The organism is Photobacterium lipolyticum (assembly GCF_003026475.1).
GTDB classification, from domain to species: domain Bacteria; phylum Pseudomonadota; class Gammaproteobacteria; order Enterobacterales; family Vibrionaceae; genus Photobacterium; species Photobacterium lipolyticum.
In genome coordinates, this window is record NZ_PYMC01000021.1 from 1 (window position 1) to 21,296 (window position 21,296).

Genomic DNA, 21,296 nt, shown 5'->3' on the forward strand with positions numbered 1-21,296 from the left:
CATTCCTCTGCAGGAACCATATCGTTCGGTCACTCAGTTCATTGATAAATCTTTTTGACTAATCATTTCACGAGTGCCCACACAGATTGCATGGTCAAATTGTTAAAGAACATACTGAGTGGTTACCGGCTTAAGTTGCCGTGCTCCGTGTCAGTGAGGTCGCATTATAGAGAGTTCGATCACATTGGCAAGGGGTGTTTTGAAATAAACTCAGGAAAACTGACAGTTCGAACAAAAAACACACTAAACAGTCGAAATGTACTCTTAGAACCGCTTAAACTGGGCTGCAAAGAGAGATACTTTGTCCCAATCTGTATATTCCACCTCTTTTGCTGTATCAGTCTCTCCTCCGGTCATCTTCATTATGAATCTAATCATGGTGCGATCAAACCAGTTATAACGTGGATAACGTAGTGCACCAGCAAACACAGCCAGTATTTTAGGTTGCCATAATGATTTCTGTAAAAACTTCCGCATATATACGCTAGTTTCAGGCGTATTCTTACCTTCTTTACGAGCAGTAAGATTCACACAGAAGAAACCTACTTTATGCAGCTCTAATTGTTGCTGATTTTGGGTAATAAACTGATACAATTTTTTGTTTAAATGACCATAACGAACGGATGCACCAATCAGCACACGATCGTATTGAGAAAAATCAACAGCAGGCAATGAGTGAAGGTCCTGCAATTCGCACTCACAACTATCACGTAATTCCTCCTTTATATAATGAAGAATTTTAATTGTTTGCCCTTCTGTACTTGAGTGAAGTAGTAAAACTTTTTCCACAACCTCTCCTTAATTACGCCAAAATGTCGGCGTAAACAAAACAAGTAAAGTAAATACTTCTAAACGGCCAAATAGCATTGAGATAATGAGTACCCACTTAGCTGATGAGTTAATTTCACCAAAATGCACCGCCACTTCCCCCAAACCAGGCCCCAGGTTATTTAAAGTCGCGGCAACAGCAGAGAATGCCGTAAGTTCATCCAGCCCTGTCGCAATTAATGCCAGCATACAAATAACAAATACGAGAGCATAAGCTGAGAAAAAGCCCCAGACCGCATCAACCACTCGCTGTGGCAAAGCTTTACTGCCAAGCTTGATGGTATACACCGCACGTGGGTGTACCAGACGTTTAAGCTCTCGAACACCTTGCAATAGCAGCAACAGCATCCGAATCACTTTCATACCGCCACCCGTTGAGCCCGCACAGCCACCAACAAAAGATGAAAACAATAAAAGTACAGGTAAGAACAACGGCCAATCTGAGAATCCAGTGGTAGTAAAACCCGCGGTCGTCGAGATTGAAACTGTCTGGAATAAAGCCTGATCAAACGCATCATAATAAGAATCGTATGAATGGTGCTGCAATAGCATACCAAAGCATATTAAGAACAGTATCAATTGAGCAGCCAAAAAGGCTCTGAATTCAGGATCTCGCCAGTAGGTACGAAGATGGATCCCACCATTAGCAAATGCGGCAAAGTGCAGTGAAAAGTTACAGCCGGATATAAGTAAGAAGACCACTGTAATAAGGTTAATAGTGGAGCTATTAAAGTACCCCATACTGGCATCGTGAGTTGAAAAGCCACCAATGGCGACAGTTGAAAAACTATGGGAGATAGCATCAAACATAGTCATGCCAGCCATCCAAAATGCACCAGCACAACTGACAGTCAACGCTAAGTAGATATACCAAAGTGCTTTCGCTGTTTCTGCGATCCGCGGTGTCATTTTACTGTCTTTGACCGGACCCGGAATTTCTGCCCGATATAACTGCATTCCACCGATCCCCAGCACCGGTAAAATAGCAACCGCCAATACAATGATCCCCATCCCACCGAACCATTGCAGTAACTGGCGATAAAACAGAACGGCCTTAGGTAAATAATCCAGCCCGACGATCACCGTAGCCCCTGTCGTCGTTAAGGCAGAAAAGGATTCAAAAAATGAATCGGTGAGGGACAAATCGGGGGTTTTAGCCAATATAAAAGGAACGGCACCGGCACTACCGATTACAGTCCAGAATAAAACAACAATTAAGAAACCATCTCGCGCTTTCAGCTCATGACGATGACGCCGGTTGGGAAGCCATAACAAAGCTCCACCAGCAAACAGTAGGAAGAACGTGACAACAAATGGAAAGCCAGCACCATCCCGGTAGATCAAGGCGACCAAAGCAGGTGCAAGCATGGTGACACTAAATAACGCGAGCAATAGCCCCACGATTCTGATGATAGATCGAAACTGCATGGCCTAGTCGGCTCTCATCCTTAAAAACGATTATAGAGTGCGATTAATTATCGGAACCGGTGGTTAGTATGATTCGGCCACCACTGCGATTAGTGAGTTTCGCTGAAAACTCTTTCACCAAACGGCTACCAAGTTCAATTGTCATGTCGACCTGGTTGCCATAATCAGCACGAAGCTGAATCCCTGCATATTCTGCCAGCAACGACTCGACCAATGAAACCTGATTATACTCACAGCTCAGGCTGAGTTCCGAAGTTATTACCTTTTCTTTGGTTTGCAGCACAGTTAAGGCTTGCTGGACGCCACCACCATAGGCTTTGACGAGCCCACCAGTTCCTAATTTAATCCCACCGGAATAACGGGTAACCACAGCAGTGATCTCGCCGACGCCGGACCCCGCTAACTGGGCAAGAATGGGTTTACCCGCCGTTCCAGATGGTTCACCATCATCACTGAACCCCCATTTCATCGAATCCGTTGGCCGTCCAGCTACAAAGGCCCAGCAGTGATGCCGAGCACCACTGTGCTTAACTTTGATACCTCTAACAAAAGCTTTCGCAGTATCGACTGTTGAAGTGTGCGCCAAATAGGTGATGAAACGACTTTTCTTTATTTCTTCTTCAAAGCTTGCTTCAGCCGCTGGCACTAAATAAGGTTCACATTCCATCATTGGGTGACTACCAGTAAAATCCAGATGAAAATAATCGCGCAGGATACCACAACACAAGCCGCAACAAATTCAATATGGTTGTAAAAAAATATACATAAAGAAAAACAATCAGCCAGATACAACAATTAGCCGGCTCGCTCACCAAGCCGTTTCCATTCCAATCAGCGTAATACACAAGAACAGCCGCTGGCTTACCTATAGTTATGACTAGGCGAATATAATATGTGCAGCAGGAAAATCACTGAAGTCAAACGGTAACCTGTACGCAAAATCGTCTTTTGAGCTTAAATTGATATTAACCGGACTGTCGACTTTATTCACACCCGCCTTCGCCATAAATAAATACACGCAACAAACGCTCGCACCCAAACACTTCGACTTCAGGATACGCAATAAAATTAACAGAAAGCCAACAGTTGCTCACTCTTTAACCAAGCTCAACATAAATATAAAGCATTTTATTTCAATCACATGCGTAGCTCAACAAGCCATACCAATTATCCCCAACACGAAAAGTTAAACAATTGTTTTAAATAAGTGTTGAAATAGTTGCGTGAGGGGTTCAAACTTATCTCTAATCTGGTTACAGGTCAAACCAGTAAAATCAAATCTGGCACAGAACCGGAAATCACGGAGATAGAACATGATTTACCAAGGTGAAACCCTATCCGTTCGCTATCTGGAAGATGGTATTGCGGAACTTAACCTCAACGCTCCAGGCTCGATTAACAAATTCGATCTAAAAACCCTGGAATGCTTTAACGAAGCCTTAAATGCCCTTTATCAGCAAACAGACCTTAAAGGCCTGCTGCTTACCTCAGATAAAGATGCATTTGTTGTAGGTGCTGATATCACAGAGTTTCTTGGCTTGTTTGCCAAACCTGCGGACGAGTTGTCCCAATGGCTGACCCGAGCCAATGACATCTTTAATAAATTAGAAGATCTACCCGTACCGACCCTTTCTGCCATAAACGGCCATGCACTTGGCGGCGGCTGTGAATGTGTTCTTGCCACGGATTTCCGCCTGGCTGATACCACTGCGCGTATTGGCTTGCCAGAAACCCGACTCGGAATCATGCCAGGCTTCGGCGGTACGGTACGTCTGCCACGCCTGATCGGGGCTGATCCCGCGATGGAAATCATTACCGCAGGTAAAGATAAAAAAGCCCAAGATGCCTTAAAGCTTGGTTTAGTTGATGCCGTTGTTGCACCACAAGCGCTGAAAGAAGCAGCAGTGACAATGATGAAAGATGTCATTGCCGGGAAATTGGACTGGCAAGGCCGTCGTGAGCAGAAAAAGGCCCCGCTAACACTCAACAAAATTGAAGCAACAATGTGCTTTACCATAGCCAAAGGTATGGTGACACAGGTTGCCGGCCCGCACTATCCGGCTCCGATGGCGGCCGTTGCTACCATTGAAGAAGCAGCCAGAATGCATCGTGACGAAGCATTAGCGGTTGAAAACAAGCACTTCGTAAAACTCGCGAAAACGGAGGTCGCCCAGGCTCTGGTTGGGATTTTCCTTAATGATCAATACATCAAAGGCAAAGCGAAGAAAGCCGCCAAAGAAGGCCAGCCAACAACCAAGGGAGTCGTTCTTGGTGCAGGGATTATGGGAGGAGGCATCGCCTATCAATCTGCGCTTAAAGGCGTACCGGTGCTGATGAAAGATATTGCCGTTTCTTCTCTTGAACTGGGAATGAACGAAGCCGCAAAATTGCTGAACAAACAACTGGAACGGGGCCGGATTGATGGTATCAAAATGGCCAAAGTACTGTCAGGTATCACTCCAAGCCTGCACTATGCAGACGCAGAAGATGCCGATATCGTTGTTGAAGCCGTCGTCGAGAACCCAAAAGTTAAAGCCGCAGTCTTAGCGGAAGTCGAAGATAAAGTAACAGACAACACAGTGATCACCTCTAATACATCAACAATTCCAATTAACTTACTGGCGAAGTCTCTCAAGCGTCCTGAAAACTTCTGCGGTATGCACTTCTTCAATCCCGTTCACAGGATGCCATTAGTGGAAATCATTCGAGGTGAACACACGTCAGAAGAAACCATTTCACGTGTTGTCGCCTATGCGGCAAAGATGGGTAAATCTCCTATCGTCGTAAATGACGGCCCGGGGTTCTTCGTCAACCGTGTACTGTTTCCTTATTTTGCGGGCTTTAGTCTGCTGCTGCGTGACGGTGCTGACTTCACGGCCGTCGACAAAATCATGGAGAAACAATTCGGCTGGCCAATGGGTCCTGCTTATCTGTTAGATGTGGTTGGTATTGATACCGCTCACCATGCTCACGCGGTTATGGCGGAAGGTTTCCCGACCCGCATGAGCAAAGATTACAGAGATGCTGTTGACGTGATGTTTGAAGCACAACGCTTTGGACAGAAGAATGGTAAAGGTTTCTTCGCCTATTCTGTCGATCGCCGCGGTAAGCCGAAGATGAGCATTGATCCAGACGTGGCTGACCTGCTCGCACCAGTTTCGGGCCCAGCAACAACGTTCACCAGTGACGATATTATTGCCCGTATGATGATCCCGATGATTAACGAAGTCGTTCGTTGTCTGGAAGAAGGTATTATTGCAACCCCGGCCGAAGCCGATATGGCGCTGGTGTATGGCATAGGTTTCCCTCCTTTCCGCGGCGGGGTATTCCGCTACATCGATACTCTGGGTCTGGCTGAATATGTCGCCATGACAGATAAGTTTGCGCATCTCGGTGCCGTTTATGAAGTACCGGCCGGTCTGCGTGATAAAGCAGCCAAAGGTGAAAGCTACTATTCGATGCAAGATACAGCACAAGCAAACGCTTAAGGATGAGGGATAAAAAATGAATAACGTAGTAATTGTTGATTGCATCCGTACGCCGATGGGGCGATCTAAAGCTGGTGCCTTTCGAAATGTACGTGCTGAAGATCTGTCTGCGCACCTGATGAAAGGATTAATCAGCCGTAACCCCCAACTGGATCCGAATTCCATTGAAGATATTTACTGGGGTTGTGTACAGCAGACGCTAGAACAAGGCTTCAACGTAGCACGTAATGCATCGCTTTTAGCCGGCATTCCACACACTGTTGGTGCAACAACGGTAAACCGCCTGTGTGGATCTTCCATGCAGGCACTGCATGATGCAACCCGTGCCATTATGGTTGGCGATGCAGACACTTGCATCATTGGCGGTGTTGAGCACATGGGTCATGTACCAATGAGCCACGGTGTCGATTTCCATCCGGGCATATCAAAGTCCGTCGCAAAAGCTGCTGGCATGATGGGCTTAACGGCTGAAATGCTCGGCCGCATGCATGGGATCAGTCGTGAAATGCAAGATCAATTCGCCGCACGTTCTCACCGGCGCGCTCATGCGGCAACGATTGAAGGACGGTTTAAAAATGAAATCCTGCCAATTGAAGGTCATGACGAAAACGGTGTACTAAAGCTATATGACTACGATGAAGTCATTCGCCCGGAAACCACCGTAGAAGGCTTATCTGCACTACGCCCGGTATTTGATCCGGTTAACGGTACAGTAACAGCCGGCTCGTCATCTGCGTTGTCAGATGGTGCTTCAGCCATGCTGGTAATGAGTGAAAGCCGCGCGAAGGAGCTGGGGCTCACTATTCGTGCCCGCGTGAAATCAATGGCCATTGCAGGCTGTGATCCTTCGATCATGGGGTATGGCCCGGTTCCTGCTGCACAGAAAGCGTTGAAACGTGCCGGTCTAGGCATGGATGATATTGGCATGGTGGAACTAAATGAAGCCTTTGCCGCTCAGTCTTTACCATGTGCGAAAGATCTTGGCTTGCTTGATAAAGTCGATGAGAAAGTGAACCTTAATGGCGGCGCGATTGCATTGGGTCATCCGCTCGGTTGCTCGGGTTCTCGTATATCAACCACGCTAATCAACCAGATGGAGCACCACGATGTTCAGTTTGGTCTTGCCACCATGTGCATTGGCTTAGGTCAGGGCATCGCCACTATCTTCGAACGCGTTGAATAGCCAGTAACAAATACTTAGCCCGCATTTTGCGGGCTTTTTTTGTGATCCCCCCATTTGTTCAAACTACACATGCATTTCATGCATAGATGAAATGATGAAGTTTCATTTTATTCATGGCCTTATCACGACTACACTCTGTCCATATTTACGGCCCTTTGATTTATACCCGGAGCACATCTATGTTTAAGGCACTCGTTCTTGATCAGGAAGAGAAACAAACCATTGCTGATATCCGTCAAATTGACGAATCTCAGCTGCCTGAAGGTGAAGTATTAGTCAGTGTTGATTACTCTTCTCTTAACTACAAAGATGGTTTAGCCATCACAGGTAAAGGCCGTATTGTGCGCCAGTTCCCGATGGTGCCGGGTATCGACTTAACCGGTCGCGTACTGGAATCAAGTGATGACCGCTACCAGGCTGGCGATCAGGTTGTACTGACTGGCTGGGGCGTCGGCGAAGGCCACTGGGGCGGTATGGCAGAAAAAGCGCGCCTGAAAGCTGACTGGTTAGTTCCCTTACCTGCGAATTTAGATGGCAAGCAAGCCATGATGATTGGTACAGCCGGTCTAACCGCCATGCTTTGTGTACAAGCATTGGTCGATGCGGGTGTTACACCTGATGCCGGTGAAGTACTGGTTACTGGCGCAAGTGGTGGTGTGGGCTCGGTTGCCGTCACTCTACTGGCTCAACTCGGCTATCAAGTTGCAGCCGTCACTGGCCGATCGGCTGAAAATGGCCCGTTACTCAAAGAACTGGGCGCTGCCCGTATCATCGAACGTGGTGAATTTGAAGAGCCGGCCCGCCCATTAGAAAAACAAGTATGGGCAAGTGCCGTTGATACTGTCGGGAGTAAAGTACTGGCAAAAGTCCTGGCGCAAATGGATTACAACGGCGCTGTTGCCGCTTGCGGTCTGGCGGGTGGTTTTGATTTACCCACCACGGTTATGCCTTTCATTCTTCGAAATGTAAGACTACAGGGTGTCGATTCGGTCTCGTGCCCATTCGAAAGGCGCCAGCAGGCATGGCAACGTTTAACAGAATTACTACCGGCCAGTTACTACCAACAAGCTTGCCGAGAAGTGGAATTAGAACAAGTTGCTGAATGTGCCGAAGCTATTACTAATGGTCAGATCACTGGCCGTGTCGTGATCAAGCTATAAAGAAGACAATGACTACCCAGGCCAGCTATTGCTGGCCTTTTTTGTACCTACCCATTCAGTACCGGTTTTCCCAGCCCCACAATAGCGGCATATGTTCAGAACGTCTAAGCCAGTCCCATATCATGGATCCGCTTATCAATCAGGCGTCCACACTCTTCTTTGATCAGATTACGCAACCAAATCTGTGAGGCTGAATGTTCACAGCGCTGGTGCCAAATCAGCGAGTAGTCAAACGGCTTGAATTCAAACGGCAAAGACTTAATCACCAAATTATGCTTTTCCGCCACTAAATACGCCAAATCCGCCGGCACCGTAATAATGAGCGGCATTTTATCCACGATAGCCAATGCAGCTTCCAAATGATAAGCCCGCAGTACCATCTTGCGCTGGCGATAGCCTCGCAAAGATTCATCAATCAGGGATTTAACCCCGTCACTGATCGCAATCATCGCATGGGGAAACGTTAAATAATCATCCAGGGTCAGGAGCTGATCGGCCATCGGATGATTTTTTGACAGCAGGCAAAATACACTCACCAGACCAAGGTTATCACGGCACAAGGGATCAACAGGGCCGGTTGGACGGCAAATTGCCATATCACAGCCATCGGTGGTTAACTGGCTCAGTAAATGATCATGCTGTAAAGGTTCGAATTTCAACGATATATTAGGAGCTTCCTCATAAATTCGAGGCAAAGCAAACGGCAAGATTGTCTGCATTGCGTAATCGGTAGTGGCGATAACAAAACGCTGATCGCATAATTCCGGACGGAAATCACTGGGAGTGAGAAGAATACGTAATGCTTCCAGCGGATCATTAAGTGATTCATTGAGCTCCAATGCCCTTTGGGTAGGGATAAGATGCTGCCCTTGTCGGGTAAAAAGCGGATCACCCAGTAAATCCCGTAACCGCCCCAATACCCGACTCATCGCTGACTGGCTGAGACTGAGCCTGACCGCAGCCCGACTGACACTGCATTCTTCAAGCAGAACTTTTAACGCCACCAGTAAATTCAAATCACGGCGGTAGACTTCTTCAAGCTCCATATCAAACGTCACTCGCTTAGCAATAACCACTTCATTATCAGGATCCCGGTAATTATGAAGGCCCAGATAAAAAAAATCCCGCAAAAAAGCGGGTAAGCCCAAGAAACAGGGGAGAGTGTAGTAGATGTGTAGTATTCGGTGGTCAAAAAAGTTAAGTTTCTTCCTCTTCGAGATCCGGTGAATTGGTTAATTCAAACCAAAGTCCCAGCGCAGCAGCAATCAACCCTCCCAGCGCGAAAATGCTCAGATTATTTGGGCTGCGTAAAACGAGAGAGCAAAAAGTAATAAAGCACAGCACGCAATAAATTGTCAGGCGATCAATTTGAGTCAACATAAGAACCTCCTAATCCTTCAGAAGACAAACGTTAATACCCTGTTAAATAAGTTACACAATTCACTTTGATTTGCCAACCCTTATTGATTAATTCTTATCCATAAGTATGATCGAAGGCTCCAAAACAGAATGTGTATGTTATGAAAGCAATTTTTAAAAACCCAACTCATAACCTGGAAGCACAAGGATTGCGTTGTCCAGAGCCAGTAATGATGGTGCGCAAGACCGTAAGAAAAATGGCAGAAGGGGACACCTTGCTGGTACTGGCTGATGATCCCTCAACAACCCGAGATATCCCTAGTTTTTGTCGTTTTATGGATCACACCCTGATAGCGGCAGACACGGATAATATTCCTTATCGTTTTCTGATCCGTAAAGGAACTGAGAATTAAAAAAGGCAGCTCCCAGAGCTGCCTTTTTGCTATTCAACGTTTCGCCATGTGATACCGCTCGATAACCCTTCTTTACTGGCAGCTATCACGAACCTCTTTGCGTGCCTGTTCTAACTCATGGCGTAACTCGCGAATTTCTTTTTTCATCGGAATAACGTAACGTAATCGCACCCAGGCATCGACGGATAAATAGGTCGTTATAATCGCTCCGACCACCATCGGCAACCACATATCGGTCAGCATCATACCCAATATGTTGAGTGCTAAGGCAATATTAAATAGCCAGCATTGGCTTTGCGGTGAAATAGCGATAAATCGGGTCATATCCCCTCCTGCGATTAAACTCTGTAACGATCACCACCATATCATGGCGATATTTTGTGCACCACGGCTAATATCACAGTTCAGTTGCTCGTTATAATAACTTGATAGTTAACGAGTATATTATGCCGGTTGTGGTATTAAGTGTTCCACGTGAAACGCCTCGCTCTATTCAAATATCAGCGCCAATGACTGGTAATGCGTTTACAAACCAAATACCGCGGTGACCGCAAGACCAGCAAACAGTGTCGCCGTTACCTTACGGATCAACCCCAGCGGCATACGATCTGCAGACAGCTTGCCAATCAAGACGACGGGAACATTCGCCAGCAACATTCCGATCGTCGTCCCCATGACAACAAGCAATAGCGCATCACTATACTTAGCCCCTAACATCGTTGTGGCAACCTGGGTTTTATCACCTATCTCGGCAATAAAAAACGCAATAAAACTGGCCACAAAAGGGCCTCGATTCGATATGTTTTCATCATCATCGAGCTTATCCGGGATCAGGATCCAACCGGCCATTAAGACAAAACTGATCACAAGCACCCATTTTAACGCATCCGGAGTCAGGTAATCAGCCACCACAACACCCAACCAGGCAGCCAACGCATGGTTGGCAATCGTGGCGAGAAAAATGGCTAAAATAATCGGTACAGGTTTACGGTAGCGACTGGCTAACAGCAGAGATAATAATTGGGTTTTGTCACCAATCTCAGCTAAAGCAACAGTAGTAATAGATACGGCTAACACACTCACGACATGCTCTTTGGGGCGAGGATATTTATTAGAACCACAGGTAAATACACACGCCCCACCCCGGTTCATGCGGATTTACCAATGGTCTCGCCAAACTCACCAGCAGGATGAATGTGAGTCATAATCGCCATGAAGATTTTGCTTCAAGTATGTTGACGATTATCTCGATAGATCGAGAGGCTACTCCCCAAAGGAGAGTGGATAATAACCAGATAGTAACTAAGGATCAAGTCAGAGATGAAAGCAGTAGTGGGAAGACGTTGCCAGCCAATATCACCGGCTGACAACAAAAAGAGCAAATTAGCCTGCCGTTGGACTCAATACAATTTCGACACGACGGTTTTCTGCACGCCCCTGCGTTGTCTTATTGGAGGCGATAGGATGAGCTTCACCCATCCCCTTTGATACAACCCGGTTTGCAGTTACGCCATCTCGGATCAGGTAATTGCTCACTTCACCTGCTCGCACCTGAGAAAGACGCAAATTGTAAGATTCAGAACCGGTGCTATCTGTAAAGCCATAAACATTGAGCATGGTCTTATCGTATTCTTTTGCTACCAACGCCACATTGTGCAATGCATTCATCGCTCGGGAGCTTAAGTCTGACTTATCAACCCCGAAGGTAATTTCATTTGGCATATTCAGTACAATGTTATCACCGTCTCGGGTAACACTAATGCCCGTTGATTCTAACTGCTGACGCAGTTTCGTCTCCTGGACATCCATGTAATAACCAATACCACCGCCTAATGCCGCGCCGGAGGCCGCACCAATCAGTGCACCTTTACCGCGATCACTCTTACTGGAAGAAGCCACACCAATAGCCGCGCCCGCAACAGCACCAATCAGTGCGCCACTGGTTGATTTGGCTGTTTGATCTTCACGGGTATAAGGATTAACGGTTGTACACCCCGTAGCGACAACAGATGTTGCCACTGCAAAAATAGCAGAGCGCACCCATTTATTAGATGCCACAGAAAAAATCATAGTCATTCTCTTGTCCCTGTTCTCGATTTACGATCGATGTGATTGTTACTAACATTAATAATGTACGGCATATAACTCCGTGCAGAAACCCGTATCATTCTAAAGAATTGAAGAATTCAATACATCAGAACAATGTCAATTATTCATCGGCCAGATAGTAAAGCCCGTTAATACGCCAAAATATTTAGGCAAATCCACTAAAGATGGATAAAAAACATGCACTGGCCCTACTCGGAAAATGCCATGCAATGTATACTCGATTGTTACACAAATTACTTTTAATCCACTAATTTCGCGAAGCTGACAATGCAGAAATATGATATTAAAACCTTTCAGGGCATGATCCTCGCGCTGCAGGATTACTGGGGCCAGCAGGGTTGTACCATTGTACAACCTTTAGACATGGAAGTAGGTGCAGGTACCTCTCACCCAATGACATGTCTTCGAGCTCTGGGTCCAGAACCTATTGCAGCAGCGTATGTTCAACCATCTCGCCGCCCAACTGACGGCCGTTACGGTGAAAACCCTAACCGTCTACAGCACTATTACCAGTTCCAGGTAATGTTAAAGCCATCACCGGACAACATTCAGGAACTCTACCTAGGCTCACTTGAAGTATTAGGTATCGACACTCAAGTGCACGACATCCGTTTTGTAGAAGACAACTGGGAAAACCCGACATTGGGCGCCTGGGGTCTTGGCTGGGAAGTTTGGCTTAACGGCATGGAAGTAACACAGTTTACTTACTTCCAGCAGGTTGGTGGTCTTGAGTGTAAACCTGTAACCGGTGAAATCACTTACGGTATTGAACGTTTGGCGATGTACATCCAGAACGTTGATTCAGTCTACGATCTGGTATGGACTGATGGCCCATTAGGTAAAGTGACCTATGGCGATATCTTTCACCAAAATGAAGTCGAGCAATCAACATATAACTTTGAGCACGCAGACGTAGACTTCCTGTTCTCTTTCTTCGACCAGTGCGAAAAAGAGTGTAAGGAACTATTGGAGCTTGAAAACCCACTTTCACTTCCAGCCTACGAGCGTATTCTAAAAGCAGGTCACGCGTTCAACCTTCTTGATGCACGTAAAGCGATCTCGGTTACCGAGCGTCAGCGTTACATCCTGCGTATTCGCAACCTGACTAAACAAGTTGCTGAAGCTTACTACGCATCCCGTGAAGCCCTTGGCTTCCCTATGTGCAAAAAAGAGAAGTAAGGACGTAGCATGACCGAGAAAAATTTCCTTATTGAATTAGGTACCGAAGAGCTTCCTCCCAAAGCCCTGCGTACCCTTGCCGAAGCATTTGCGGCAAACTTTGAAGCAGAGCTAAAAGCTGCCGACCTTGCTCACCAGGGCATTAAATGGTTTGCGGCTCCTCGTCGTCTGGCACTAAAAGTCACTGCACTGGCAGCCGGCCAAGCAGATAAAGTCGTAGAGAAACGTGGTCCGGCTATTGCTGCAGCCTTTGATGCAGAAGGTAATCCGACTAAAGCTGCGCAAGGCTGGGCTCGCGGTAATGGTATTACTGTTGACCAGGCTGAGCGTCTGAAAACAGATAAAGGCGAATGGCTACTGTACAAGCAGGAAGTGAAAGGTAAGCCTGCACAAGAGCTGCTTTCAGACCTCGCTGCCGCAGCACTTGCTAAACTGCCTATCCCTAAACCAATGCGTTGGGGTGACAAAGAAACACAATTTATCCGCCCGGTTAAAACCCTAACGATGTTGTTAGGTGACGAACTGATCACCGGTCACATTCTTGGTGTTGATTCAGCGCGTACTATTCGTGGTCACCGCTTCATGGGTGAAGCTGAGTTCACTCTCGACAATGCTGATCAATATCCGGCGGTTCTTGAAGAACGCGGCAAAGTCATAGCTGATTACGATGCGCGCAAAGCAATCATCCTTGAAGGTGCGAAGAAAGCAGCGCTTGAAGTCGGTGGTATTGCCGATCTTGAAGACGAGTTAGTTGAAGAAGTAACCTCTTTGGTTGAATGGCCTGTTGTATTAACAGCTTCATTTGAAGAAGACTTCTTAAACGTGCCTTCTGAAGCATTGGTTTACACCATGAAAGGTGACCAGAAATACTTCCCGGTATACGACGCTGAAGGCAACCTTGTACCTAAGTTTATTTTCGTTTCTAACATCGTGTCGAAAGATCCGCGTCAAATCATCGAAGGTAACGAGAAAGTTGTTCGCCCTCGTCTTGCTGATGCTGAGTTCTTCTTCAAGACTGATCGCAAGCGTGCACTGGTTGAACGACTTCCTGAGCTGGAAACCGTTCTGTTCCAGAAGCAGCTGGGTACCCTGCGTGATAAAACTGACCGCATCACGGCAATGTCAGGATTTATTGCTCATCTGATCGGTGCAAATGCAGAGCACGCCGAGCGTGCCGGCCTGTTGTCTAAATGCGACCTGATGACTTCAATGGTATTTGAGTTCACAGATACTCAAGGTGTAATGGGCATGCACTATGCTCGCCTTGATGGTGAGCACGAAGACGTTGCGGTTGCGCTGAACGAGCAGTACATGCCTCGTTTCGCGGGTGATGACCTACCGAAATCGGATGTGGCCGCTACGGTAGCACTCGCGGATAAGATTGACACGCTAGTGGGGATCTTCGGTATCGGTCTGCATCCTAAAGGTGCAAACGACCCATTCGCACTGCGTCGAGCAGCGCTGGGTGCGCTTCGCATCATTGTTGAGAAAGGCTACAAACTGGATTTAGTTGTCCTGATCACTAAAGCTAAAGAGCTATTCGGAGACAAGCTAACAAACCACAACGTTGAAGCTGATGTTATCGACTTCATGCTGGGCCGTTTCCGCGCCTGGTATCAAGACGAAGGCCATAGCGTTGATGTTATTCAGTCAGTACTGGCTCGTCGACCAACTCAACCAGCTGATTTTGATAAGCGTGTAAAAGCGGTGACTCACTTCCGTTCTTTAGAAGCTGCAGAATCATTAGCAGCCGCAAATAAGCGTGTCGGTAACATCTTGGCGAAATTCGATGGTGAATTACCTGCCGCTATCGATAGCACACTGCTGATCGAAGATGCCGAAAAGGCACTAGCAGAAAAAGTGGATGCTGTGATAGCAACCCTGGCACCAATCTTTGCCGAAGGTGATTACCAGCAAGCGCTATCTGAGCTTGCAACTCTACGCGAATCCGTGGATGCCTTCTTTGATAATGTCATGGTAATGGCTGATGACGAGAAACTAAAAGTTAACCGTCTGACAATGCTAAACCTGCTTCGTAATGAATTCCTGAAAGTCGCTGATATTTCACTCCTGCAGAAATAATCACGGATAACAGACTCAAACCCCATACACCGGTATGGGGTTTTTGTTTGTGTTCCATTCACTAATGCATACGTCACTCACCGCTAAACATAACCTCACGGTTCCACGTGAAACACCGCTTTAATCATACCTCATTGTAGAGTTTCAACATCGGCTACACCCAAAATATATTTGTGCAACCTCCATTTTATGACTGTTTCACATGAAACAATTAGCGAACATACTTGGTGAGTTCTTATTCTTTCCCTCTGCGGTACAATCATGTATGTTGACAACTGAATGCAATCTATACAGACATTTAACAAGTAAATGATAAGAACAAGATACTGAGGTCGGAAGTGCACATGGAGTTTTCTACATTCGGAGACAAGTTTGCTCGTTATTCAGGTATTACCCAGCTAATGGATGATCTCAATGACGGTTTAAGAAATCCTGACGCAATCATGCTTGGTGGTGGCAACCCAGCCCAAATACCAGCCATGGTGGATTATTTTAATGGTGTTGCCAAAGAAATGCTCGACACCGGTGAGCTTACGGCGGCAATGACTAATTACGATGGACCACAAGGTAAAAATACCTTTCTTAATGCCCTCGCCGATTTGCTCAGAGAAACATATGATTGGGATATCACAGCAAAAAATATAGCTCTGACTAATGGCAGCCAAAGTGCTTTTTTTAACTTATTCAATCTGCTTGCCGGTGATTTTCCAGATGGCAGCCGGAAGAAAATTTTATTACCTCTGGCTCCGGAGTATATTGGCTATGGCGACTCTGGCCTGAGTGATGACATGTTTATCTCTTACCGCCCGGAGATATGCTTACTCGACAATGGTCAGTTCAAATACCACATCAATTTTAACGAACTCATCGTTGATAACAGCATCGGTGCTATTTGTGCTTCTCGGCCAACCAACCCGACCGGTAATGTACTCACCGACGAAGAGATCCATCATTTGGATGAACTGGCCCGGCTGCATGATATTCCCCTGATCATTGATAATGCCTATGGCATACCGTTCCCAGATATTATCTTTGCCGATGTCACCCCTTTCTGGAATGACAACACTATTCTTTGCATGAGTTTATCTAAGCTCGGTTTACCGGGTGTTCGCTGCGGCATTGTCATTGCGAGTGAAGAAATCACCACAGCTATTACAAACATGAATGGTGTGCTCAGCCTGGCGCCTGGCGGTATTGGTCCTGCAATCGTCAATAAGATGATTGAAAAGCAGGATTTATTAGCACTCAGCGAACAGGTAATTAAACCGTTCTATCAACGTAAATCACAGCATGCTGTCGAGTTATTACAAACCGCCATTAATGATGAACGCTTTCGCATCCATAAACCGGAAGGTGCGATGTTCCTGTGGTTATGGTTTAAGGAATTACCCATTACGACGATGGAGCTCTATCGCCGGCTTAAAGCCCGCGGGGTGTTAATTGTTCCTGGTGAGTATTTCTTTATTGGTTTAGACGCTGATTGGCAACATGGCCATGAATGCCTGCGGATGAACTATGTCCAGAATGATGCTGATATGAAAAAAGGCATTGCAATCATTGCTGAAGAAGTCGCGACAGCCTACGCTGAAGCATGATTTTTTGTGACAGGCGGTATGACAACACTGCCTTTCCACGACAATTACCACTCCCTGATTATGTTTAAGCTTGTATGAGAAGCAAGGCTGGCTGTCAGTGTTCCACGTGAAACAGCTGATCTTCATCCCCCCCCCCCGCTTGTAACACTCAGCATAGAGCTATAGATAAAGTAACTACCGATTATTCATGAGCCCGGTAAAGATCAAAAAGGCCAGCATATGCTGACCTTCAACTACTCTAAACGAAGTGACTCACACTAATGTGCTATTCACCTTCAATCAGGTTTCTGCCGTTAATAGCAATTTTTCTCGGCTTCTGCTCTTCAGGGATTTCACGCTCGAGATCAATATGAAGTAAACCATTGACCATCTTAGCACCGATTACTTTGACGTAATCCGCTAATTGGAATTTACGCTCAAAGTCGCGTTCAGCAATACCCTGGTAGAGATAATGGCGCTCTTCTTTGCTTTCAGTTTCACGAACACCACGTACAATCAGCTTATTTTGCTGCTGGGTAATATCCAGCTGCTCATCAGCAAAACCGGCAACGGCCATAGTGATGCGGTAGTGATTCTCGTCTTGTTGCTCAATGTTATATGGAGGGTAACCGGCATTCGGGTTACTGACATTTTGTTCCATTTGATTGAACAGACGATCAAAGCCAATTGCAGAACGGTAAAGAGGAGTGAAATCTAGGTTGCGCATAATAACTATCCTTCTAATGAAGCAATAAATAATACATTTATGTGGTGAAGTGGTTTTCCGCTATTGGACAAACCTGTCGCATGACCCTGAATCAGGCGTCTTGCTCTTCATAACTAGATATAGGGATGGTCTTCGCGTTTTCCAAGAGTAAATATAAAAATAATTGTCTCTCGTTTCTTAGGATCATTCCCATAAAAAAACGCCGCTAGAAAGCGGCGTTTTTATCACTAATCAACTGAACGTCATAATCTATACGTCTAGATTCGCCACTTTCAGTGCGTTCTCTTCAATGAAGTGACGGCGAGGTTCAACCTGATCACCCATCAAAGTCGTGAACAGTTCATCAGCAGCGACTGCATCGTTGATAGTAACTTGCAGCATGCGGCGTGATTCAGGATCCATCGTTGTTTCCCAAAGCTGTTCAGGGTTCATCTCACCCAAACCTTTATAGCGCTGAAGTGACAGACCACGGCGTGATTCTTTAATCAACCAATCTAAGCCTTCCTTGAAGCTAGCTATCGGTTGCTTACGCTCACCGCGTTGAACATAAGCACTCTCTTCAAGCAGGCCATGCAATGCTTCAGAAAGATCTGCAAGCTTGCCGTACTCTTTTGAATTCAATAAGTCGTAGCTCAACGCATAGTCATATTCCACACCATGAGTGCGAACAATCACTTTCGGTAAGAATACATTGTTCTCTTCATCGCGAATAACCTCGAAGCTGTACTGGCTTTCACCCGATTGCTTGTCATTCAATGCAGCAACTAACGGCTTGGTCCATGCCTCAACCGTCGCTTCATCAGCCAGCATATCAACAGCAAGACGCGGTTGATAAACAAACTCATTTAGCATCAATAATGGATAGCGACGGCTCATACGATCCACCAGCTTCATTCCAGCATTGTATTGTTTCACCAACTCTTCCAACGCAAGGCCAGCAATAGCAGGTGCGCCTTCAGTGGCAAACAGAGATGCATTATCCAGCGCCAGAGAAACCTGATACTGGTTCATATCATCATCATCTTTGATGTACTGCTCTTGCTTCCCTTTCTTCACTTTGTAAAGCGGTGGCTGGGCAATATAGATGTGACCACGTTCGATCAACTCTGGCATCTGACGATAGAAGAAGGTCAACAGTAGCGTACGGATGTGCGAACCATCGACATCGGCATCGGTCATGATGATGATATTGTGGTAGCGCAGTTTATCCGGGTTATATTCGTCACGGCCAATACCACAGCCCATCGCTGTAATTAAGGTTGCTACTTCTTGCGATGAAAGCATCTTATCGAAACGCGCTTTCTCTACGTTAAGAATTTTACCTTTCAGCGGCAAAATAGCCTGATTTTTACGATTGCGCCCCTGCTTGGCTGAACCGCCAGCAGAGTCCCCTTCCACTATGTATAGTTCAGAAAGAGCCGGATCTTTTTCCTGACAATCAGCAAGCTTACCTGGCAGGCCTGCGAGATCGAGGGCACCTTTACGGCGCGTCATTTCACGCGCTTTACGTGCCGCTTCACGCGCACGTGATGCATCAATAATTTTTGAACAAACGATTTTTGCATCAGACGGGTTTTCAAGTAAGAATTCACTTAGCTTCTCACCCATTGCAGATTCAACCGCTGGTTTCACTTCACTCGAAACCAGCTTGTCTTTAGTCTGACTAGAGAACTTTGGATCAGGTACTTTTACCGAAACAACCGCCGTCAGACCTTCACGCGCATCATCACCAGAGGTCGCGGTTTTCGCCTTCTTCGAATAACCTTCTTTATCCATAAAGGTATTCAACGTACGAGTCAGTGCGCCACGGAAACCGGCTAAGTGGCTACCGCCATCACGCTGTGGAATATTGTTGGTAAAGCAGTAAATGTTTTCCTGAAAACCATCGTTCCACTGCATTGCGACTTCAACCGCAATACCATCTTCACGTTCAAAATCGAAGTGGAAAACTTTTGAATGAATCGGTGTTTTGTTACGATTCAGGTGTTCAACGAACGCTCTGATACCACCTTCATACATGAAATGGTCTTGTTTACCTTCCTCACGCTCATCAATCAATCTGATGGATACGCCAGAGTTCAGGAACGACAATTCACGCAGACGCTTCGCTAAAATCTCATAGTGGAAGACGACATTGGTAAACGTATCTTCACTTGGCCAGAAACGAATTCGTGTACCGGTCTTGTCCGTTTCACCAATAACAGCAAGAGGGGCATCAGGCACACCGTGATGATAAATTTGATGGTGAATATAGCCGTGACGATTAATCGTCAGTTCTACTTTTTCAGACAGGGCGTTAACAACCGAAACACCGACCCCGTGAAGACCACCCGATACTTTATATGAGTTATCATCAAACTTACCGCCGGCATGCAGTACTGTCATGATAACTTCAGCGGCAGACACACCTTCTTCTTCGTGAAGGTCGGTAGGAATACCACGGCCATCATCGCTCACAGAAACAGAATTATCTTCATGAATCGTGATAATAATATCTTCACAGTGACCAGCAAGAGCTTCATCGATAGAGTTATCGACGACCTCAAACACCATATGGTGCAAGCCAGTACCGTCATCTGTATCGCCAATATACATCCCTGGGCGCTTACGTACAGCATCAAGGCCTTTAAGCACCTTGATGCTTGATGAATCGTAATTGTTGGACATTGAGTTACTCTCGCTTAAATTATCCTGCGGTTATTTTACCGTGTTCCACATGAAACATCTTGCCATTTTCATCATGCATTTCCGCGATTTGCTCATCGCTGATCGCACTAATGAAAACCTGGGCGCTGGTTTCTTTTAACCGTTGCGCTAACAGCGCACGCCGATGGCTATCCAGCTCGGAAGCAAAATCATCAATAAGGTAAATACACTGCTTGCCGGTCGCTTCTGTTAAATGGAGCCCCTGCGCTAAACGTAGCGCACACACCATTAATTTCAGCTGCCCTCGGGACAACACATCTTCAACAGGCGTACCAGCAACCTTCATTCGCAAATCAGCTTTATGGGGGCCGCTTGCGGTATAGCCGAGCTGACAATCACGTTCAAAATTACGCTTTAACAGCTCAGCATAGGGTGTTTCTTTTTCCCAGCCACGATAATAAGTCAGCTGGATATCATATTCAGGCAAAAAGCCCTGACATATTTCAGCCGCTTTCTGTTTTACTGCCTTTAAATAGCAGTTACGCCATACACTGATCTCTTCGGCCAATGTCGCCAGCTCTTGATCCCAGTAACTGAGTTCACGGTAACTACGGGCCGTTTTTAACAGCGCATTGCGCTGCTTGGTCAGGCGTTTTATCCGGCTCCAGGCATTATAAAACTGAGGTTCAACATGAAAAACGCCCCAATCAATAAATGCACGGCGATATTTCGGACCGCCGATCAACAATTCAAACCCTTCAGGAGTGATCAATTGCAGCGGTAATACTTGTGCCAGCTGTGCCAGTTTCTGGCCGCTTTCACCGGCGACTTTGACTTCCGTGGTACCGTCTCGTTTTTTATTGATACCAAGCGGAAGTTCTAAATTATTGTCGGTCTGAACCCGGCCATGGATAAACAATTCATGTTGGTCATGGCGGATCACACGACTGGTAAGATGGCTGCGAAACGAACGCCCGTGGCCCAGATAATGAATGGCTTCCAATACACTGGTTTTTCCGCTGCCATTTGCTCCAACCAAAAAATTAAAGCTTGCAGACAGGGTTAAGTCACAAGCTTCAATATTTCGAAAATCTTTGACGATTAAACGGGTAAGTGCCAT

At 46.2% G+C, this 21,296-nt stretch carries 18 protein-coding genes and 1 riboswitch; of the genes, 7 read left to right on the forward strand and 11 right to left on the reverse strand.

The genetic code is table 11. From position 1 onward, the window contains the following. Positions 1-264: 264 nt before the first annotated feature. Genes hemG through C9I89_RS19810 form a run of 3 tightly spaced genes read right to left on the reverse strand, consistent with a single transcriptional unit; the run spans position 265 to position 2,923 of the window. Positions 265-789 (reverse strand): menaquinone-dependent protoporphyrinogen IX dehydrogenase, encoded by a 525-nt coding sequence (hemG, locus tag C9I89_RS19800; RefSeq protein ID WP_107285050.1) that lies wholly within the window; start codon positions 787-789, stop codon positions 265-267. 9 nt (positions 790-798) lie between these two features. After that, positions 799-2,256, reverse strand: coding sequence for a TrkH family potassium uptake protein (locus C9I89_RS19805; RefSeq protein ID WP_107285051.1), 1,458 nt, complete (start codon positions 2,254-2,256; stop codon positions 799-801). A 43-nt stretch (positions 2,257-2,299) separates the two neighbouring features. Beyond that, on the reverse strand, positions 2,300-2,923 hold the full coding sequence (locus tag C9I89_RS19810) for a YigZ family protein (RefSeq protein WP_211315282.1): 624 nt from the start codon (positions 2,921-2,923) through the stop codon (positions 2,300-2,302). A gap of 646 nt (positions 2,924-3,569) precedes the next feature. Between C9I89_RS19810 and fadB the strand changes: the two genes are divergently transcribed. The 3 genes from fadB to acuI all read left to right on the forward strand — a co-directional run bounded on the left by fadB (position 3,570) and on the right by acuI (position 8,087). Then, positions 3,570-5,744 (forward strand): fatty acid oxidation complex subunit alpha FadB, encoded by a 2,175-nt coding sequence (fadB, locus tag C9I89_RS19815; RefSeq protein ID WP_107285053.1) that lies wholly within the window; start codon positions 3,570-3,572, stop codon positions 5,742-5,744. 16 nt (positions 5,745-5,760) lie between these two features. Next, the gene (gene fadA, locus C9I89_RS19820) at positions 5,761-6,927 is read left to right on the forward strand and encodes an acetyl-CoA C-acyltransferase FadA (RefSeq protein WP_107285054.1); all 1,167 of its coding nucleotides are present in this window, start codon (positions 5,761-5,763) and stop codon (positions 6,925-6,927) included. 179 nt (positions 6,928-7,106) lie between these two features. Next, positions 7,107-8,087 carry an acrylyl-CoA reductase (NADPH) gene (gene acuI, locus C9I89_RS19825; protein WP_107285055.1) on the forward strand — a complete coding sequence of 327 codons (981 nt, stop codon included), beginning with the start codon at positions 7,107-7,109 and terminating at the stop codon, positions 8,085-8,087. Between the two features lie 104 nt (positions 8,088-8,191). Here acuI and C9I89_RS19830 read toward each other — a convergent pair whose 3' ends face one another. Beyond that, positions 8,192-9,133: a LysR family transcriptional regulator gene (locus tag C9I89_RS19830; protein ID WP_107285120.1), complete on the reverse strand. Its 942-nt coding sequence runs from the start codon at positions 9,131-9,133 to the stop codon at positions 8,192-8,194. Between the two features lie 151 nt (positions 9,134-9,284). Then, complete coding sequence (locus tag C9I89_RS19835) at positions 9,285-9,467, reverse strand: hypothetical protein (protein WP_107285056.1); 183 nt, start codon at positions 9,465-9,467, stop codon at positions 9,285-9,287. Positions 9,468-9,607: 140 nt separating this feature from the next. Here C9I89_RS19835 and tusA point away from each other — a divergent pair, with 140 nt between their 5' ends. Then, a complete protein-coding gene (gene tusA / locus C9I89_RS19840; protein WP_107285057.1) occupies positions 9,608-9,859 on the forward strand; it encodes a sulfurtransferase TusA in 252 nt (83 codons plus the stop codon). Positions 9,860-9,931: 72 nt separating this feature from the next. Here the strand turns inward: tusA and C9I89_RS19845 are convergent, their stop codons facing one another. From C9I89_RS19845 to C9I89_RS19855, 3 genes are all read right to left on the reverse strand, one after another. Continuing rightward, a complete protein-coding gene (locus tag C9I89_RS19845; protein WP_107285058.1) occupies positions 9,932-10,183 on the reverse strand; it encodes a hypothetical protein in 252 nt (83 codons plus the stop codon). A 201-nt stretch (positions 10,184-10,384) separates the two neighbouring features. Beyond that, entirely contained in the window at positions 10,385-10,942 is a 558-nt protein-coding gene (locus tag C9I89_RS19850; RefSeq protein WP_170107747.1) for a TMEM165/GDT1 family protein, read from the reverse strand. Between the two features lie 92 nt (positions 10,943-11,034). Then, positions 11,035-11,143: riboswitch (yybP-ykoY riboswitch) on the reverse strand. Between the two features lie 99 nt (positions 11,144-11,242). Then, the gene (locus C9I89_RS19855; RefSeq protein ID WP_170107746.1) at positions 11,243-11,935 is read right to left on the reverse strand and encodes a YiaD family glycine zipper/OmpA-like lipoprotein; all 693 of its coding nucleotides are present in this window, start codon (positions 11,933-11,935) and stop codon (positions 11,243-11,245) included. Positions 11,936-12,235: 300 nt separating this feature from the next. On the opposite strand from C9I89_RS19855, the gene glyQ reads away from it, so the two are divergent. The 3 genes from glyQ (at position 12,236) to C9I89_RS19870 (ending at position 16,824) form a co-directional block, all read left to right on the forward strand. Beyond that, the gene (glyQ, locus tag C9I89_RS19860; RefSeq protein ID WP_107285061.1) at positions 12,236-13,147 is read left to right on the forward strand and encodes a glycine--tRNA ligase subunit alpha; all 912 of its coding nucleotides are present in this window, start codon (positions 12,236-12,238) and stop codon (positions 13,145-13,147) included. A 9-nt stretch (positions 13,148-13,156) separates the two neighbouring features. Further along, a complete protein-coding gene (glyS, locus tag C9I89_RS19865) occupies positions 13,157-15,229 on the forward strand; it encodes a glycine--tRNA ligase subunit beta (protein ID WP_107285062.1) in 2,073 nt (690 codons plus the stop codon). A gap of 344 nt (positions 15,230-15,573) precedes the next feature. Further along, positions 15,574-16,824 carry a valine--pyruvate transaminase gene (locus tag C9I89_RS19870; RefSeq protein ID WP_107285063.1) on the forward strand — a complete coding sequence of 417 codons (1,251 nt, stop codon included), beginning with the start codon at positions 15,574-15,576 and terminating at the stop codon, positions 16,822-16,824. 265 nt (positions 16,825-17,089) lie between these two features. On the opposite strand, the gene ibpA is transcribed toward C9I89_RS19870, so the two are convergent. The 3 genes from ibpA to recF form a co-directional block, all read right to left on the reverse strand. Beyond that, positions 17,090-17,530: a small heat shock chaperone IbpA gene (ibpA, locus tag C9I89_RS19875; protein ID WP_107285064.1), complete on the reverse strand. Its 441-nt coding sequence runs from the start codon at positions 17,528-17,530 to the stop codon at positions 17,090-17,092. Positions 17,531-17,779: 249 nt separating this feature from the next. Beyond that, a complete protein-coding gene (gyrB, locus tag C9I89_RS19880; RefSeq protein ID WP_107285065.1) occupies positions 17,780-20,197 on the reverse strand; it encodes a DNA topoisomerase (ATP-hydrolyzing) subunit B in 2,418 nt (805 codons plus the stop codon). 19 nt (positions 20,198-20,216) lie between these two features. Continuing rightward, a complete protein-coding gene (gene recF / locus C9I89_RS19885; protein WP_107285066.1) occupies positions 20,217-21,296 on the reverse strand; it encodes a DNA replication/repair protein RecF in 1,080 nt (359 codons plus the stop codon).

What these genes read in the sequence shown, in the direction of transcription:
- fadA (WP_107285054.1), top strand. Translation starts at nt 5,761, where the DNA reads ATGAATAACGTAGTAATTGTTGATTGCATCCGTACGCCGATGGGGCGA.
- gyrB (WP_107285065.1), bottom strand. Translation starts at nt 20,197, where the DNA reads ATGTCCAACAATTACGATTCATCAAGCATCAAGGTGCTTAAAGGCCTT.
- ibpA (WP_107285064.1), bottom strand. Translation starts at nt 17,530, where the DNA reads ATGCGCAACCTAGATTTCACTCCTCTTTACCGTTCTGCAATTGGCTTT.
- C9I89_RS19870 (WP_107285063.1), top strand. Translation starts at nt 15,574, where the DNA reads ATGGAGTTTTCTACATTCGGAGACAAGTTTGCTCGTTATTCAGGTATT.
- glyQ (WP_107285061.1), top strand. Translation starts at nt 12,236, where the DNA reads ATGCAGAAATATGATATTAAAACCTTTCAGGGCATGATCCTCGCGCTG.
- glyS (WP_107285062.1), top strand. Translation starts at nt 13,157, where the DNA reads ATGACCGAGAAAAATTTCCTTATTGAATTAGGTACCGAAGAGCTTCCT.
- C9I89_RS19805 (WP_107285051.1), bottom strand. Translation starts at nt 2,256, where the DNA reads ATGCAGTTTCGATCTATCATCAGAATCGTGGGGCTATTGCTCGCGTTA.
- C9I89_RS19810 (WP_211315282.1), bottom strand. Translation starts at nt 2,923, where the DNA reads ATGGAATGTGAACCTTATTTAGTGCCAGCGGCTGAAGCAAGCTTTGAA.
- fadB (WP_107285053.1), top strand. Translation starts at nt 3,570, where the DNA reads ATGATTTACCAAGGTGAAACCCTATCCGTTCGCTATCTGGAAGATGGT.
- acuI (WP_107285055.1), top strand. Translation starts at nt 7,107, where the DNA reads ATGTTTAAGGCACTCGTTCTTGATCAGGAAGAGAAACAAACCATTGCT.
- C9I89_RS19830 (WP_107285120.1), bottom strand. Translation starts at nt 9,133, where the DNA reads ATGGAGCTTGAAGAAGTCTACCGCCGTGATTTGAATTTACTGGTGGCG.
- C9I89_RS19845 (WP_107285058.1), bottom strand. Translation starts at nt 10,183, where the DNA reads ATGACCCGATTTATCGCTATTTCACCGCAAAGCCAATGCTGGCTATTT.
- C9I89_RS19835 (WP_107285056.1), bottom strand. Translation starts at nt 9,467, where the DNA reads ATGTTGACTCAAATTGATCGCCTGACAATTTATTGCGTGCTGTGCTTT.
- C9I89_RS19855 (WP_170107746.1), bottom strand. Translation starts at nt 11,935, where the DNA reads ATGACTATGATTTTTTCTGTGGCATCTAATAAATGGGTGCGCTCTGCT.
- tusA (WP_107285057.1), top strand. Translation starts at nt 9,608, where the DNA reads ATGAAAGCAATTTTTAAAAACCCAACTCATAACCTGGAAGCACAAGGA.
- recF (WP_107285066.1), bottom strand. Translation starts at nt 21,296, where the DNA reads ATGGCACTTACCCGTTTAATCGTCAAAGATTTTCGAAATATTGAAGCT.